General features: G+C 55.1%; 13 protein-coding genes. 7 read left to right on the forward strand and 6 right to left on the reverse strand.

Annotated elements, in window-relative coordinates; translation table 11 throughout:
- Positions 1–2: 2 nt before the first annotated feature.
- The 3 genes from fghA to ptrR all read right to left on the reverse strand — a co-directional run bounded on the left by fghA (position 3) and on the right by ptrR (position 2,994).
- A complete protein-coding gene (gene fghA, locus ACO6VX_RS01895) occupies positions 3–845 on the reverse strand; it encodes an S-formylglutathione hydrolase (protein WP_346440673.1) in 843 nt (280 codons plus the stop codon).
- Positions 846–857: 12 nt separating this feature from the next.
- Positions 858–1,982 carry an S-(hydroxymethyl)glutathione dehydrogenase/class III alcohol dehydrogenase gene (locus ACO6VX_RS01900; protein ID WP_010248270.1) on the reverse strand — a complete coding sequence of 375 codons (1,125 nt, stop codon included), beginning with the start codon at positions 1,980–1,982 and terminating at the stop codon, positions 858–860.
- A 100-nt stretch (positions 1,983–2,082) separates the two neighbouring features.
- Positions 2,083–2,994, reverse strand: coding sequence for a putrescine utilization regulator PtrR (ptrR, locus tag ACO6VX_RS01905; RefSeq protein WP_010248266.1), 912 nt, complete (start codon positions 2,992–2,994; stop codon positions 2,083–2,085).
- Positions 2,995–3,111: 117 nt separating this feature from the next.
- Here ptrR and ACO6VX_RS01910 point away from each other — a divergent pair, with 117 nt between their 5' ends.
- From ACO6VX_RS01910 to mglC, 7 genes are all read left to right on the forward strand, one after another.
- Positions 3,112–4,239 (forward strand): YbfB/YjiJ family MFS transporter, encoded by a 1,128-nt coding sequence (locus tag ACO6VX_RS01910; protein WP_010248262.1) that lies wholly within the window; start codon positions 3,112–3,114, stop codon positions 4,237–4,239.
- 125 nt (positions 4,240–4,364) lie between these two features.
- Positions 4,365–5,030 carry a GTP cyclohydrolase I FolE gene (gene folE / locus ACO6VX_RS01915; protein ID WP_010248259.1) on the forward strand — a complete coding sequence of 222 codons (666 nt, stop codon included), beginning with the start codon at positions 4,365–4,367 and terminating at the stop codon, positions 5,028–5,030.
- A 49-nt stretch (positions 5,031–5,079) separates the two neighbouring features.
- Entirely contained in the window at positions 5,080–6,240 is a 1,161-nt protein-coding gene (gene yeiB, locus ACO6VX_RS01920) for a DUF418 domain-containing protein YeiB (protein WP_010248256.1), read from the forward strand.
- 147 nt (positions 6,241–6,387) lie between these two features.
- A complete protein-coding gene (gene galS / locus ACO6VX_RS01925) occupies positions 6,388–7,428 on the forward strand; it encodes an HTH-type transcriptional regulator GalS (protein WP_022625039.1) in 1,041 nt (346 codons plus the stop codon).
- A 313-nt stretch (positions 7,429–7,741) separates the two neighbouring features.
- Positions 7,742–8,737 (forward strand): galactose/glucose ABC transporter substrate-binding protein MglB, encoded by a 996-nt coding sequence (mglB, locus tag ACO6VX_RS01930; protein ID WP_010248252.1) that lies wholly within the window; start codon positions 7,742–7,744, stop codon positions 8,735–8,737.
- Positions 8,738–8,805: 68 nt separating this feature from the next.
- A complete protein-coding gene (gene mglA, locus ACO6VX_RS01935; protein WP_010248250.1) occupies positions 8,806–10,326 on the forward strand; it encodes a galactose/methyl galactoside ABC transporter ATP-binding protein MglA in 1,521 nt (506 codons plus the stop codon).
- Between the two features lie 19 nt (positions 10,327–10,345).
- Complete coding sequence (mglC, locus tag ACO6VX_RS01940; protein ID WP_010248248.1) at positions 10,346–11,356, forward strand: galactose/methyl galactoside ABC transporter permease MglC; 1,011 nt, start codon at positions 10,346–10,348, stop codon at positions 11,354–11,356.
- Positions 11,357–11,878: 522 nt separating this feature from the next.
- Here mglC and sanA read toward each other — a convergent pair.
- From sanA to cdd, 3 genes are all read right to left on the reverse strand, one after another.
- Positions 11,879–12,598 (reverse strand): outer membrane permeability protein SanA, encoded by a 720-nt coding sequence (gene sanA / locus ACO6VX_RS01945; RefSeq protein WP_010248246.1) that lies wholly within the window; start codon positions 12,596–12,598, stop codon positions 11,879–11,881.
- Between the two features lie 135 nt (positions 12,599–12,733).
- The gene (locus tag ACO6VX_RS01950; protein WP_010248245.1) at positions 12,734–14,431 is read right to left on the reverse strand and encodes an NAD-dependent malic enzyme; all 1,698 of its coding nucleotides are present in this window, start codon (positions 14,429–14,431) and stop codon (positions 12,734–12,736) included.
- A 269-nt stretch (positions 14,432–14,700) separates the two neighbouring features.
- Positions 14,701–15,591 carry a cytidine deaminase gene (gene cdd, locus ACO6VX_RS01955; protein ID WP_422457526.1) on the reverse strand — a complete coding sequence of 297 codons (891 nt, stop codon included), beginning with the start codon at positions 15,589–15,591 and terminating at the stop codon, positions 14,701–14,703.
- Positions 15,592–15,606: the final 15 nt, after the last annotated feature.

The raw sequence follows: 15,606 nt of genomic DNA on the forward strand, positions 1-15,606 counted from the left end.
GTTTACGCCAGCAGATGCTGCGCATGGAAGCGCAGATGATCTTCCACAAAGCTGGCTATAAAGAAGTAGCTATGGTCATAACCTGGCTGAATGCGCAACGTCAGCGGGAAACCCACCTCATTCGCGACCTCTTGTAACCGCTCCGGTTGCAGCTGATCGGCCAGGAACTGATCGCTGTCGCCCTGATCGATCAGCATTGGCAGCCGATGCGACACCTCCGCCATCAGCTGGCAGCTGTCATATTCCCGCCACGTTGCACGATCGTCGCCCAGATAGGCCTGAAACGCTTTCTGGCCCCAGGGTACCTGCATCGGATTCACAATCGGTGCAAAAGCGGAAGCCGAGGCAAAGCGGTTACCCAGACGCAGCGCCAGCATCAGCGCGCCATGTCCGCCCATGGAGTGACCCATAATCGACTGACGTTCACTGACCTTGAAGTTATCCGCAATCAGGGCGGGTAACTCGCTGCTCAGATAATCGAACATGCGGAAATGGCTGGCCCAGGGCTGTTGGGTGGCATTGAGATAAAATCCCGCGCCCTGACCCAGATCGTATCCTTCATCATTCGCAACCCCTTCGCCGCGCGGGCTGGTGTCCGGCATAATCAGCACCAGACCCAGTTCCGCTGCAACCCGTTGTGCACCGGCTTTGCTGGTGAAGTTCTCATCGTTGCAGGTCAGCCCGGCCAGAAACCAGACCACCGGCGGCGGCGCATCACTGTGCGGCCCAGGCAGATAGATGCTGAAGGTCATCGGGCAGTTCAGCAGCAAAGACTGATGACGCCAGCGCTGTTGCCAGCCGCCAAAAATACGGTGTTCTTCCAGTAGCTCCAGAGTGGATGCCATAACGCCTCCTGATTACTTGTTAAAGTGCACGACCGAGCGAATCGATTTTCCTTCGTGCATCAAATCAAAGGCGTCGTTGATCTCTTCCAGCGGCATGGTGTGGGTGATGAAGTCGTTCAGCGCAAATTTACCGTCGAGGTAATCCTGCACAATGCCAGGCAGCTGCGAACGGCCTTTTACGCCGCCAAACGCGGAACCGCGCCAGACGCGACCGGTCACCAGCTGGAAGGGACGGGTGGAGATCTCTTCACCGGCACCGGCGACGCCGATAATCACGGACTCGCCCCAGCCTTTATGACAGCACTCGAGCGCGGAACGCATCACGTTGACGTTACCAATACATTCAAACGAGAAATCCACGCCGCCGTCGGTCAGCTCGACAATCACATCCTGAATCGGCTTGTCGTAATCTTTCGGGTTGATCAGATCGGTGGCACCCAGTTTACGTGCCAGATCGAATTTGCTGGTGTTAAGGTCGATGGCAATGATGCGGCCTGCTTTCGCCATCTTCGCGCCGATGACCGCAGAGAGGCCAATGCCGCCGAGACCGAAAATCGCCACGGTGTCGCCTTCTTTCACTTTGGCAGTGTTCATCACCGCGCCCATGCCAGTGGTCACGCCACAGCCCAGCAGACAAACCTCTTCCAGCGGCGCTTCTTTACTGATTTTCGCCAGCGAGATCTCCGGGATTACCGTGTACTCAGAGAAGGTTGAGGTGCCCATATAGTGGAAAATGGGTTTGCCATCTTTAAAGAAACGGGTGGTGCCATCCGGCATCAGGCCTTTACCCTGCGTGGTACGGATCGCCTGGCAGAGGTTAGTTTTGCCTGAAAGACAATATTTACATTTGCCACACTCCGGGGTGTAGAGCGGAATGACGTGGTCACCCACTTCAACGCTGGTCACGCCTTCGCCCACGGCTTCGACGATGCCGCCGCCTTCATGGCCAAGAATCGCCGGGAAAACGCCTTCCGGGTCGGTGCCGGACAGGGTGTAGGCGTCGGTATGACAGACGCCGGTCGCGACGATACGCACCAGCACTTCACCTTTCTGCGGTGGCATTAAATCAACTTCTTCGATTTTCAGCGGTTCGCCAGCAGCCCAGGCAACAGCGGCACGGGTTTTGATCATATTCATGCAATCCCTCTTCCAGTCAGATTGTGACGCGCAGTGGCGCCGGGTGGTCGTGATGATTCAAAGCCTGGTGGGTCAGGCTCTTAAACATAGCGTGGAACGCTTATTCCGCCGCCTGTAATGGGTAAATCAGCTCATCGTTGAGCGGACGATCGTCAAATTGTTCAATAATCAGGTACTTCAGTGCTTCAACATTCGGCGTAAAGGCGTCGCGTCGCCACATCAGCCAGGTGGCGGTGTCGCGATAAGCGGGAGGTAACGTATGCGCCTGCACCCGTGACCGATCCGCCATCTGCTTCAGCACCGAGGCCGGGATCATCGCTACGCCCGCACCGCCTGCCACGCAAGCCAGCATGGCGTGATAGGACTGAATCTCCATCACACTGTTGGGCGCGGTCTGGCTGTCCCGATACCAGCTCTCCAGCTTCACCCGGTAAGAGCAGCTGTTGCGAAAGGCAAACAGGGTATCGTCCTGCACGTCGCGCGCGGTGGCGATTGGCGCATGATCGAGGCCGGTGATCAGTATCATCTCTTCGCGAAAGGCGATGCAGCCATTGAGATCGTCATGGGAGACCGGGCCATCCACCAGCGCGGCCGCCAGGGTGCCTTCACGCACCCGATCGATGATTTCGCCCGAGGTGCCGGTAATCAGCGACAGCGCCACTTTGGGGAAGCGCTGGTGATAGGCGGCGAGCAGGCCGGGCAGACGCGTCGCCGCGGTGCTCTCCATTGAGCCCAGCGCAAAGTTGCCCGCCGGTTCACCGGTGCGGGTCATGCTCATCGCTTCTTCACTTAATGCCAGGATACGCTGCGCATAATTCAGAAAATTATGGCCCATTGGTGACAGGCGAATGCGCTGTTTCTCACGAATAAAGAGATCCACACCTAATTCTTCTTCCAGCTGGCGCAGCCGCGTGGTGAGATTAGAGGGGACGCGATGCAGCTGTTCTGCTGCGCGCGCCAGTGAACCCGTTTCGGCGACGGAACAGAACATACGCAGCTGAACTAAATCCATATCTTCTCTTCCTGTAAGCAAGTTGGTTAAAATTATTCACTTTCCGTGAGTTTAATCATCCTGCATGCTGTTAGCAAGTCAGAAGAGATCTCAGGGCAGAACAACAGGAGTTCAGCAATGGCGTTACGCGTCGCGCTCAGCGCGTTTTTAACCTTATTTGTCGCGATGGGCATTGGCCGGTTTGCCTTTACGCCCCAGGTGCCGCTGATGATTCAGGCACACCAGCTGACACTCACCAGTGCCAGCCTGGTCGCGGCACTTAATTATCTTGGCTATCTGTGTGGCTCATTTGATGCCATGCGCGCACACCGGCGGGTTGAGCTGCGATTGCAGGCGGGCGTATGGGGCGCGGTGATCCTGACCCTGCTCTCAGCATTCGCCAGCGGACCGTGGCTGCACGGCGCAATCCGCTTTCTGATTGGCTGGTCCAGCGGCTGGGCGATGGTGCTGGTGGCGGCCTGGAGCAATGAACAGCTGCATCGCCATGGCCGGGCAGGGCTGTCGGCGGCCGTTTTTGCCGGGCCAGGCTGCGGCATTTTTGTCAGCGGTCTGCTGGGGGTAGCGCTGCACACATTGCAGGTTTCTGCCGGTCTGGCCTGGGCCGCTTACGGTGCGCTGGCGCTGCTGCTGATTGCGCTGATTACCCGTAATCTGCCGCGTCGGGGCGAACTGCATCGCCCGGATCAGGCACCCGAGCCGCTGGTGCTGGATCGCAACCTTAAACGGCTGGTACTGAGTTACAGTCTGGCGGGCTTTGGCTACATTCTGCCCGCCACCTTTTTGTCGCAGATGGCCGCCACGCGGTTTCCGGACGGCATCTTCGCGCAGTTTGTCTGGCCGATTTTTGGCGGCGCGGCGATGATCGGCATCCTGCTGGGGATCCTGACGCGACGCTGGGGGCACAGCCACGTCCGCCTGGCACTGGTGCTGTGGGCGCAGGCGCTGGGCGTATTTGCCGCGGCGCTGCTGCCAGGCTTTAGCGGCCTGCTGGCCGGTGCGCTGCTGGTGGGGGGCGGTTTCCTCAGCGTGGTGCAGCTGTCGCTGCTCTGCGCCCGTGAGCTGGCACCCAATCATCTGCGCTACATGGCTGGCCTGCTGACCACCGGCTATGCGGTCGGACAACTGGTCGGCCCGCTGCTCTCTTTTCTCTCTACCGCTCTGTTACATCGGCTGGAGCCTGCCCTGTGGGTTGCAGGGGTTAGCCTGGTCTGGGCCGGGCTGCTGGTGTGGCGGCGAACCGGGTGAAAAGCTTTCATCACCAATCTGATTGATTGCTGGATTCCCCGCAAAGAAAGTTTCACAATACGCGCCTGATTACAGGGCCCGCTGGCAAAAGCTGGCGGGCGCAACACCAGCCGGAGAAGAGTAAGATGAGCACCCTAAGTCAGGAAGCTGCCCTGGTTCACGAAGCGCTGCTGGCGCGTGGACTGGAAACGCCGTTACGTGCACCGACGCGCGATATAGATGACAACACACGTAAAAGTCTGATTGCCGGGCACATGACCGAGATTATGCAGCTGCTGAATCTGGATCTTGAAGATGACAGCCTGATGGAAACGCCGCATCGCATCGCCAAAATGTATGTGGATGAAGTCTTTTCCGGTCTCGACTACGCCAACTTCCCGAAAATCACCGTCATTGAGAATAAAATGAAGGTTGATGAGATGGTGACCGTGCGTGATATCACGCTGACCAGCACCTGTGAACACCACTTTGTGATCATCGATGGCAAAGCGACCGTCGCCTACATTCCCAAAGAAAAGGTGATTGGCCTGTCGAAAATCAACCGTATCGTGCAGTTCTTTGCCCAGCGCCCGCAGGTGCAGGAGCGTCTGACGCAGCAGGTTCTGGTCGCACTGCAGACGCTGCTGGGCACCAACAATGTGGCTGTTTCTATTGATGCGGTGCATTACTGCGTGAAAGCGCGTGGCGTAAAAGATGCCACCAGCGCCACCACGACGACCTCTCTGGGCGGCCTGTTCAAGTCCAGCCAGAATACCCGCCAGGAATTTTTGCGCGCGGTGCGCCATAGTTGAGTCTACGGCGGGCGCATAACGTTGCCCGCCTCAATGGTGCAGGTGCCGCATGCAACGCTATCACGCGCTGGATTTCATTCGTGGATGTGCCATTCTCGGCATTCTGCTGCTCAATATTGTCGGCTTCGGCCTGCCTTCTGCCGCCTACCTTAATCCGGCCTGGCAGGGCAGCGTCAGCCTGTCCGATGTCTGGACATGGGCGATCTCTGACGCCTTTGCTCAGCTCAAATTCCTCACCCTGTTTGCGCTGCTGTTTGGCGCAGGTCTGCAAATGCAGCTGCCACGCGGCAGTCGCTGGTTGACTGCCCGGCTCTCACTGCTGGTGCTGATCGGTTTTCTGCACGGCGTTTTTCTCTGGGAGGGCGATATCCTGCTGGACTACGGCATTATCGGACTGGTGGTCTGGCGGGTAGTGCGCGATGTCCCTTCCACCCGCAGCCTGATGAATACCGGCATTCTGCTCTATCTGGTGGGCTGTGGCGTTCTGCTGGTGTTTGGGTCAATCTCCGATCCTGAACCGACCCGATCCTGGCTGCCAGGTGCTGCCGATCTGCAATATGAACAGTACTGGAAACTGACCGGCGGCTGGGAAGCGATACAGAACCGGCTGGATCATCTCTCGTCAGGACTGATGGCGCTGGCGGCGCAGTATGGCTGGCAGCTGGCGGGCCTGATGATGATCGGTGGCGCACTGCTGCGCAGTGGCTGGCTGATTGGCGAGTTTTCAGCGCAACATTACCGTCAGGCGGCGGCGCTGCTGCTGACGATGGGGTTGTTGATTGCGGTGGCCGGTGTGGCAGCGCAATGGCTGTTACATTGGGAATTCCGCTGGACCGCTTTTTATCTGCAAGCCCCGCGCGATCTCGCCAGCCCGCTGATTAGCCTGGGCTATGCCGCGCTCTGTCTGGCTTACTGGCCGCAGATAGCGCGCTGGCGCATCAGCTATGCCATTCAGTGCGTGGGCCGCATGGCGCTGACCAACTATCTGCTGCAGTCGCTGATCTGCACCACGCTGTTCTATCGCTTCGGCTTCTATATGCACTTCACCCGGCTGGAGCTGGTGCTGATGGTGCCTGCGGTCTGGCTTATCAATATCCTGTTTTCACTCATCTGGTTACATTTCTTCGCACAGGGTCCGCTGGAGTGGCTGTGGCGGCGGCTCACGCTGATCTCAGCCGGTAAATCGCGCATCACTGACAACGCCAGATAATGACCGCCATCACAAAGGTTACAGAATTGTATGTAACCGTTTTCATTGATGTGACGCAATTCACGCTGTACGCCTCCTGCCCCTGACAAAATAGCGCCGGTGTTCAACCCGGCGTGATGCCTTATTTTTCCTCTGTGGAACTGCTGCATGATAACAATTCGTGATGTTGCCCGTCAGGCTGGCGTGTCGGTGGCGACCGTGTCGCGCGTCCTCAATCAGAGCAGCGCCGTCACCTCTGACACCCGCGACGCCGTGTTACAGGCGGTAGAAGCGCTGGGCTATCGCCCCAACGCCAATGCGCAGGCGCTGGCGACGCAGGTCAGTGACACCATTGGCGTGGTAGTGATGGATGTTTCGGATCCCTTCTTCGGTGCACTGGTTAAAGCGGTGGATACCGTGGCGCAGCGCGTGCACAAACATGTGTTAATCAGCAACTCCTGGCATCAGGAAGAGAAAGAGCGTCATGCCATTGAAGTGCTGATTCGTCAGCGTTGCAGCGCCCTGGTGGTGCACGCGAAAACGCTGCCTGACGCTGAGCTGGCGGATTTTATGCGCCACGTTCCGGGCATGGTGGTGATTAACCGCATCGTGCCCGGATTTGAACACCGCAGTGTCAGTCTGGATAACGTCACGGGTGCATTGATGGCTTCACGAACCCTGCTACAACAGGGGCATAGCCGCATTGGCTATCTCTGTTCCAGCCATCCCATCGAAGATGTGGCGCAGCGCCGTGAAGGGTGGATTCAGGCGATGGCAGAGCAGGGCATCCGGCCCCAGGAGAGCTGGATAGCCAGCGCAGAGCCCGATATGCAGGGCGGCGAAGCGGCGATGGTAGAACTGCTGGGACGCAATCTCAACCTCAGTGCGGTGTTTGCCTATAACGACGGCATGGCGGCTGGTGCACTCACTGCGCTGAAAGACAACGGCATCCAGGTGCCACAGCATTTTTCTGTCATTGGCTTTGATGATATCCCCATTTCCCGTTACACCGATCCGCAGTTAACTACTGTGCGCTATCCCATTGTATCTATGGCAAAAATCGCCACTGAACTGGCGCTACAGGGCGCAGCCGGACTGCTGGATGACACGGCAACGCACATCTTTATGCCAACGCTGGTGCGGCGTCATTCGGTGGCGCAGCGGCAAAATGTGGAGTCCGTCACTAATTCAGGCGATTCAGCCATGTAACCGTTTTCAATCTGTGATTACATTCACAGTTAATTAACATTGCTCTCACTATGATGGCAGCGTCTTACCGGACTGAAACATTATGTAACGCCAGTGTAACGGCATCAGTTGTGGTCTCAGTAGCCGGTTAAAGGGTTTATACCCTCTTCATGGAAGCATTCTGGCACAGGGAAGTCAGGTTTTAGACGGTGTTCAATGGCTTAACAACCTCATTACGTTAACCACAACGCGCCGATCTGTTTTACCGATTGCTCTCCCGCCTGTATGGCGCGGTAGCGCTAAAAAGACCCTGCATAATAAAACCGGAGATACCATGAATAAGAAGGTTTTCACGCTTACAGCACTGGTTGCCAGCATGATGTTTGGTGCAACCGCTCACGCAGCTGACACCCGTATCGGCGTGACCATTTACAAATATGATGACAACTTCATGTCAATGGTGCGCAAAGACATCGAGAAAGAAGCGAAAGCGATCGGTGGCGTGCAGTTGCTGATGAATGATTCACAGAACGACCAGTCCAAACAGAACGATCAGATTGACGTGCTGATGGCAAAAGGCGTGAAAGCGCTGGCGATTAACCTGGTTGACCCGGCTGCGGCTGCGGTGGTGGTAGACAAAGCGCGTGCCAACGACGTGCCAGTGGTCTTCTTCAACAAAGAACCTAACGCCAAAGTGCTGGCTGGTTATGACAAAGCTTACTATGTCGGTACCGACTCTAAAGAGTCAGGCATCATTCAGGGTCAGTTGATTGAGAAGCACTGGAAAGCCACACCAGCGTGGGATCTGAACAAAGATGGTCAGATTCAGTTCGTGCTGCTGAAAGGCGAGCCGGGCCATCCTGATGCAGAAGCCCGTACCAAATATGTGATCGATACCCTGAACAAAGATGGTCTGAAAACCCAGCAGTTAGCGATGGATACTGCAATGTGGGATACCGCGCAGGCCAAAGATAAGATGGATGCGTGGCTGTCAGGCCCGAATGCCAAAAAAATCGAAGTCGTGATTGCCAACAACGATGCGATGGCAATGGGTGCGGTTGAAGCGCTGAAAGCGCACAACATGACCTCAATCCCGGTCTTCGGCGTCGATGCACTGCCAGAAGCACTGGCTCTGGTGAAATCCGGTGCGCTGGCCGGTACCGTGCTGAACGATGCGGAAAACCAGGCGAAAGCAACGCTGGATATTGCCAACAATCTGGCTAACGGCAAAGCTGCCACCGACGGAACAAACTTCAAGATGGTTGATAAGATCGTCCGCGTTCCTTACGTGCCGGTTGATAAAGAAAATCTGTCTCAGTTCGTGAAATAAGATCGATTACGGGCGCGACCGCTGTCGCGCCTTTTTTATGTCACCACCGTTTTTTAGCCAGGTAAAATATGGCCAGTGATAATACGACCGCGCAGCGAGAATATCTGCTGGAAATGACGGATGTCTCAAAATCATTTCCCGGCGTTAAAGCGTTAGATAATGTGAATTTAAAAGTGCGGCCTCACTCTGTTCATGCATTAATGGGCGAGAACGGTGCCGGGAAATCCACCTTATTAAAATGCCTGTTTGGTATTTATAAAAAAGATACCGGCAGTATCCTGTTTCAGGGTAAAGAGATCGACTATAAAAGTTCCAAAGAGGCGCTGGAAAATGGCGTGTCGATGGTGCATCAGGAATTAAACCTGGTCCTGCAGCGTACCGTGATGGACAATATGTGGCTTGGACGTTATCCGCGCAAAGGCTTCTTTGTCGATCAGGATAAAATGTACCGGGATACCAAAGCGATTTTTGACGAGCTGGATATTGATATCGATCCGCGCGACAAAGTTGCCAATCTTTCTGTATCGCAGATGCAGATGATTGAAATTGCCAAAGCGTTTTCCTATGACGCGAAAATTGTGATTATGGATGAGCCGACCTCCTCGTTAACCGAGAAAGAGGTTAATCACCTGTTCACGATTATTCGTAAGCTGAAAGATCGCGGCTGCGGCATTGTTTATATTTCGCACAAAATGGAAGAGATTTTCCAGCTGTGTGATGAGATTACTATCCTGCGTGATGGTCAGTGGATCACCTCTCAGCCGCTGGAAGGGCTGGATATGGATAAGATCATCTCCATGATGGTCGGCCGTTCACTGAACCAGCGTTTCCCTGACCGTACCAACGTGCCAGGCGAGACGATTCTTGAGGTGCGTCATCTGACGTCACTGCGTCAGCCATCGATTCGCGACATCTCATTTGATTTGCGTAAAGGGGAGATACTCGGCATTGCCGGGCTGGTGGGCGCCAAACGTACCGATATCGTCGAAACGCTGTTTGGCATTCGCGAAAAATCGGGCGGCACCATTAAACTGCATGGCAAACCGATTAATAATCACAGCGCCAATGAAGCCATTAACCACGGTTTTGCGCTGGTGACTGAAGAGCGTCGCTCAACCGGTATTTATGCTTTCCTCGACATTGGTTTTAACTCGCTTATTTCCAATATCAAAAAATATAAAAACAGTATGGGACTGCTGGATAATAAACGCATGAAGAGTGATACCCAATGGGTGATCGATTCTATGCGTGTAAAAACGCCAGGCCACCATACTCAGATTGGTTCGCTTTCGGGCGGTAACCAGCAAAAAGTGATTATTGGCCGCTGGTTATTGACCCAGCCTGAAATCCTGATGCTTGATGAACCCACTCGCGGTATTGATGTTGGTGCAAAATTCGAAATTTACCAGTTAATTGCTGAGCTGGCGAAAAGAGAAAAGGGCATCATTATTATCTCATCCGAAATGCCGGAGCTGTTAGGCATTACCGATCGTATTCTGGTAATGAGTAATGGTCTGGTAGCAGGCATAGTTGATACCAAAACGACCACGCAGAACGAAATATTGCGTTTAGCGTCATTACACCTTTAATGAAGCAAGGGCTGTTAACATGAAAGCGACTACAAAAAAGAATGCGCTAACCTGGTTAAAAGAGGGCGGCATTTATGTCGTGCTGCTGGTATTGCTGGCTATTATTATTTTCCAGGACCCCTCATTTTTAAGTTTAATGAACCTGAGTAATATTCTGACCCAATCTTCGGTGCGCATTATTATTGCACTGGGTGTGGCGGGTCTGATTGTGACCCAGGGTACTGACCTGTCAGCCGGACGTCAGGTCGGTCTGGCGGCGGTGGTCGCCGCGACGCTGCTGCAGGCGATGGATAACGCGAACAAAGTCTTCCCGACGCTGGATACGGTGCCGATTCCACTGGTTATTCTGACCGTGTGCATCATCGGCGGCGTGATTGGTCTGGTCAACGGTGTGATTATTGCTTACCTCAAGGTAACGCCATTTATCACCACGCTGGGCACCATGATCATCGTTTACGGTATCAACTCACTCTATTACGACTTTGTTGGCGCATCACCTATTGCCGGTTTTGATACAGGGTTCTCGAAATTTACCCAGGGCTTCTTACGCTTTGGTGATTTCAAGCTCTCGTTCATCACCTTCTACGCCGTGATTGCCATTATTTTCGTCTGGGTGCTGTGGAATAAAACCCGTTTCGGCAAGAACATTTTTGCTATCGGCGGTAACCCGGAAGCGGCGAAAGTCTCAGGCGTTAACGTCAACCTGAACCTGATCATGATTTATGCCCTGTCAGGTGTGTTCTACGCCTTCGGCGGGATGCTGGAAGCGGGTCGTATCGGTTCGGCCACCAACAACCTTGGCTTTATGTATGAGCTGGATGCGATTGCGGCCTGTGTGGTCGGCGGTGTCTCCTTCGCCGGTGGTGTGGGTAGCGTGGCGGGCGTAGTGACCGGTGTGTTGATCTTCACCGTCATCAACTACGGTCTGACCTATATCGGCGTCAACCCTTACTGGCAGTACATCATTAAAGGCGGCATCATTATCTTCGCCGTGGCGCTGGATTCTCTGAAATATTCCCGTAAGAAGTAAGTCTTCTTCAGTGCTCATAAAGCGACCTTCGGGTCGCTTTTTTATTATGTGGAAGTGGTGGGTGTTGCTGTGAGATCGAGTATGCGAAGGGAACACGGTCAGATCGGAAAGTCGCTAAGGCCAGTAAATGATCTGCCCGTGTCATTCCTCCGCAGAACGCTTTTTATAGCGGAGAGTGCTGGGGTCGTTGCTGTGAGATCGAGTATGCGCAGGAACACGGTCAGATCGGAAAGTCGCAAAAGCCGTCATCCATGACACGCTCGGCCCACGCCATCCCTGGCGTGGGACGCTTTCCTCTTCTGACCGTGTTCCCTGCGCGTTGAGCTGATTTATTGCTGTTGGATTCACCCTAATTCAGACTGATAAGCAGTCAGCTTAAAAATCGCTGCGGAATGGTCTTCTGTCAGACGGCGACAAAAGCTAAAGCGATCTTTGCGGAAGGCGTATGCTCCCTGAGCCCTGCACGTCACTGCCAGACCTCGACACAGCAGTAACCAGCATAAAGAAGCCGCAGCGCGTGAGCTATTTCCGCAGCTTCTGTTCCAGCTCCAGCAGCTGCTCCGGCGTCACTGCCGGGTAACTCTGCGCATCTTCAGGGACATCGCGTACGGCGGGGATCGGCACCAGTGGGCCCAGGAAGCGGGGTTCGCGCTTTAGCAGGAAGAGATCCACCAGCGCGCCCAGCCGGGCACCTACCTCACGGAAGCGCACGCTAAGCATGTTCTTCGGTGAGGGCACCGCATAACACTGCGCCTGAATACCCAGCTGTAAGGCGATAAACAGGGCACGCTCACAATGGAAACGCTGCGTGATAATAATGAAGTCGTTGGTATCAAACACTTTGCGGGTGCGCACAATCGAATCCAGCGTGCGGAAACCGGCATAGTCCAGCACGATATCAGCCGGATCGACACCGGCTTTGATGAGATCGCGGCGCATCGTCATCGGCTCGTTATAGCTTTGCAGCGCGTTATCACCGCTTAACAGCAGATAATTGACCTTGCCGCTGTTGTAGGCATTCAGCGCGCCCTGCATACGATAGAGGTAATACTGATTGATGACGCCGGTGCGATAATATTTCGCCGTACCCAGTACCACACCGACCTGACGATGTGGCAAAGAGGCGACATTTTCGTAGATAAAGGGCGCAGTTTTCCAGCTGATCCAGCGATCAAGGCCGAGCGCCGTTGCCATCATCAGTAAGATGATGAAAAGCAGACCAATGAAAACGCGTTTCAGCATGCGCCTGGAGACTCGATGTCAGAATAGTGAGATGGGACAAGGCTACTTGAGCTGTCACTGTGAAGCAAGTTACTGCCGGCTGGCTGTGCTCTTTTTGAACACTGCCGGATCGGATGCAATCCGGCAGTCTGAAGATTAAATCGAGGTACGACGATAATGACGGTACTGCGGCAGCCAGAAGTTGTTGGCGATAGCCTGTGACAACACATCTTCAGAGGTCACCACGGCGACACCCGCCAGCTGAGCAGCTTTACCCACTTCCATCGCAATGATTTTCGATACACCCTGGATATCTTTAATCTCAGGCAGCACCGGGCCTTCACCTTCATTCACCAGCGGAGAGCAGTCAGCGAGCGCGCGGCTGGCGGTCATCAGCATGGTATCGGTAACGCGGCTGGCACCCGAAGCAATCACACCCAGACCAATGCCCGGGAAGATGTAGGAGTTGTTACACTGCGCAATCGGATAGGTTTTACCGTTCCAGCTCACCGGCGAGAACGGACTGCCGGTTGCGACCAGTGCGGCACCGTCAGTCCAGGCGATGATATCGGCTGGCGTCGCTTCCACGCGTGATGTCGGGTTCGACAGTGGCATCACGATAGGGCGCTTACAGTGCTTGTGCATCTCGCGGATGATCTCTTCGGTGAACAGGCCCGGCTGGCCAGAGACACCAATCAGAATATCGGGCTGCGCATTGCGCACCACGTCCAGCAGCGAGATGGAATCATTGGTGACATCCCACTGCTGCAGGTTTTCGCTCTTCTGCACCAGCTTGCTCTGGAAATCGAGCAGGTTAGGCAGCTTGTCAGTGAGCAGACCAAAGCGATCCACCATCATTACCCGGCCACGCGCTTCCTCGTCACTCAGACCTTCGGATTTCATCTGTGCGATGATCTGTTCAGCGATACCACAACCCGCGGAACCGGCGCCCAGGAACACTACTTTCTGCTCGCACAGGCGGCTGCCGGCGGCGCGGCTGGCGGCAATCAGGGTGCCCACGGTCACGGCGGCTGTGCCCTGAATATCATCGTTAAAGCAGCAGACTTCATCGCGGTAGCGGTTCAGCAGCGGCATGGCATTCTTCTGGGCGAAATCTTCAAACTGCAACAGCACTTTCGGCCAGCGGCGTTTAACGGCCTGAATAAAATCGTTCACGAACGCATCATACTCTTCGCCAGTGATGCGCGGATGACGCCAGCCCATATAGAGCGGATCGTTCAGCAACTGCTGGTTGTTGGTACCAACATCCAGCACCACCGGCAGGGTGTAAGCCGGACTGATGCCGCCACAGGCGGTGTAGAGTGAAAGCTTACCAATCGGGATACCCATACCACCGATGCCCTGATCGCCGAGGCCCAGAATACGCTCGCCATCAGTCACCACGATCACCTTCACATTCTGCTTGGTGGCATTTTGCAGCATATCTTCGATATGGTCGCGGTTAGGGTAGGAGATGAACACGCCACGCGCACGACGGTAGATTTCAGAGAAGTGTTCGCAGGCTGCGCCGACGGTCGGGGTGTAGATGATGGGCATCATCTCTTCGAGATGGTTATCCAGCAGGCGGTAGAACAGCGTTTCGTTGGTGTCCTGGATGTTACGCAGGTAGACATGCTTATCGTTATTGTTTTTGAAGTCCTGGAACTGACGCCAGGCACGCTGCGCCTGCTCTTCAATCGATTCCACTGCTTCTGGCAGCAGACCGTTGAGGTTGAATTCGTTACGTTCTTCGATGCTAAAGGCGCTGCCTTTGTTCAGCAGGGGAAATTCCAGCAAAATCGGGCCAGCATAAGGGATATACAGCGGGCGTTTACTTTCGTAGTCGAGTTCCATGCGGTAATGCTCCGGTTGCAGTGTTGTCTGGCGTCACGCCGGAAAGGTAGCGCCAGTTTTCTTACTCGTTATAGCTCAGACTGCAGGCCTGGCAGCGGCAGGGTAACCGCTGCAGAAACATTCACGACCGTGCTGCCATCCTGCAACCTGAATTATTCAGAGTAATTTGTAATGACGTGAATTCTGGCGCCAGATCCTATGAAATTTCCCGCAGAAGTACAGCGTTTGTTCATAAAAGCTCACAAAACTGTGGCCTCTCTGACAGCGGGTTATGCTTTGTACAGCGTCACCTGCAGCAGCTCACCGCAACCGAATGTCTGAAGTGTCGCCTGTGTGGCGGCGAACTGGCTTAGCGTGGCATTTTCCACTTCGGCTAATACCGCTTTTTTTATCTGACGAACATCGCCACCCTGCATGTTCAGCAGGACCAGCGCCGCCTGAAGGGGCGGGAAACTCGGGTTAAAGGCGGCATTTTCCGCATAGCGCCCGGTGACAATCGCGCCGTTTGCGGTCAGCAGCGCAACACCGGCGTGTGACTGGCTGTAAGGCGCGTGGCTGGCATTGGCAGCGGCAACCGCGGCCTGCACCAGTTCATCGCCTTCGGCTACATAGCCGTGATCCACGCTGTCCATCAGGAAGGTCGTGATGTCCAGATCGCGCGGTCCAAAGGCATCCGGCAGATAATCGGCCAGGGTGCTGATCGCGCGTTGTGGCAGGCTGATGCGAATGTTCGTACCGCTGTTCAGCTCGTTCATAAACTGACGGCAGTGACCGCACGGTGTGTAGTTAACGGTGATCGTCTCAAGCTGACTTTCGCCACGCAGCCACGCATGGGTAATGGCGCTCTGCTCGGCGTGAACCGTCTGTTGCAACGGCGTACCGATAAATTCCATGTTGGCCCCGAAGTACCAGTTGCCGCTGACGCCACGGGCGATAGCCCCGACGTTAAAATGCGACACGGTAGCAACGGCACAGGCCGCCGCCAGGGGCAGCAGCGCCAGCGCCAGAGCATCGGCATCCATCTGTGTCTGTTGCTGCAGTGAGGCGACCTGGTCGGCGCTCAGCACCGCCTGAAAGCCAGGATCGTCCAGCAGCGGAGAGAGTGCGGTTTGCAGCGTTGACGGCAATGCCTCAAAGGCAGAGAGGAAACGGGATTGCATGTGAGCCTCATTAGA

The organism is Pantoea sp. BJFS-204, assembly GCF_049310725.1.
Classification (GTDB): domain Bacteria; phylum Pseudomonadota; class Gammaproteobacteria; order Enterobacterales; family Enterobacteriaceae; genus Pantoea; species Pantoea agglomerans.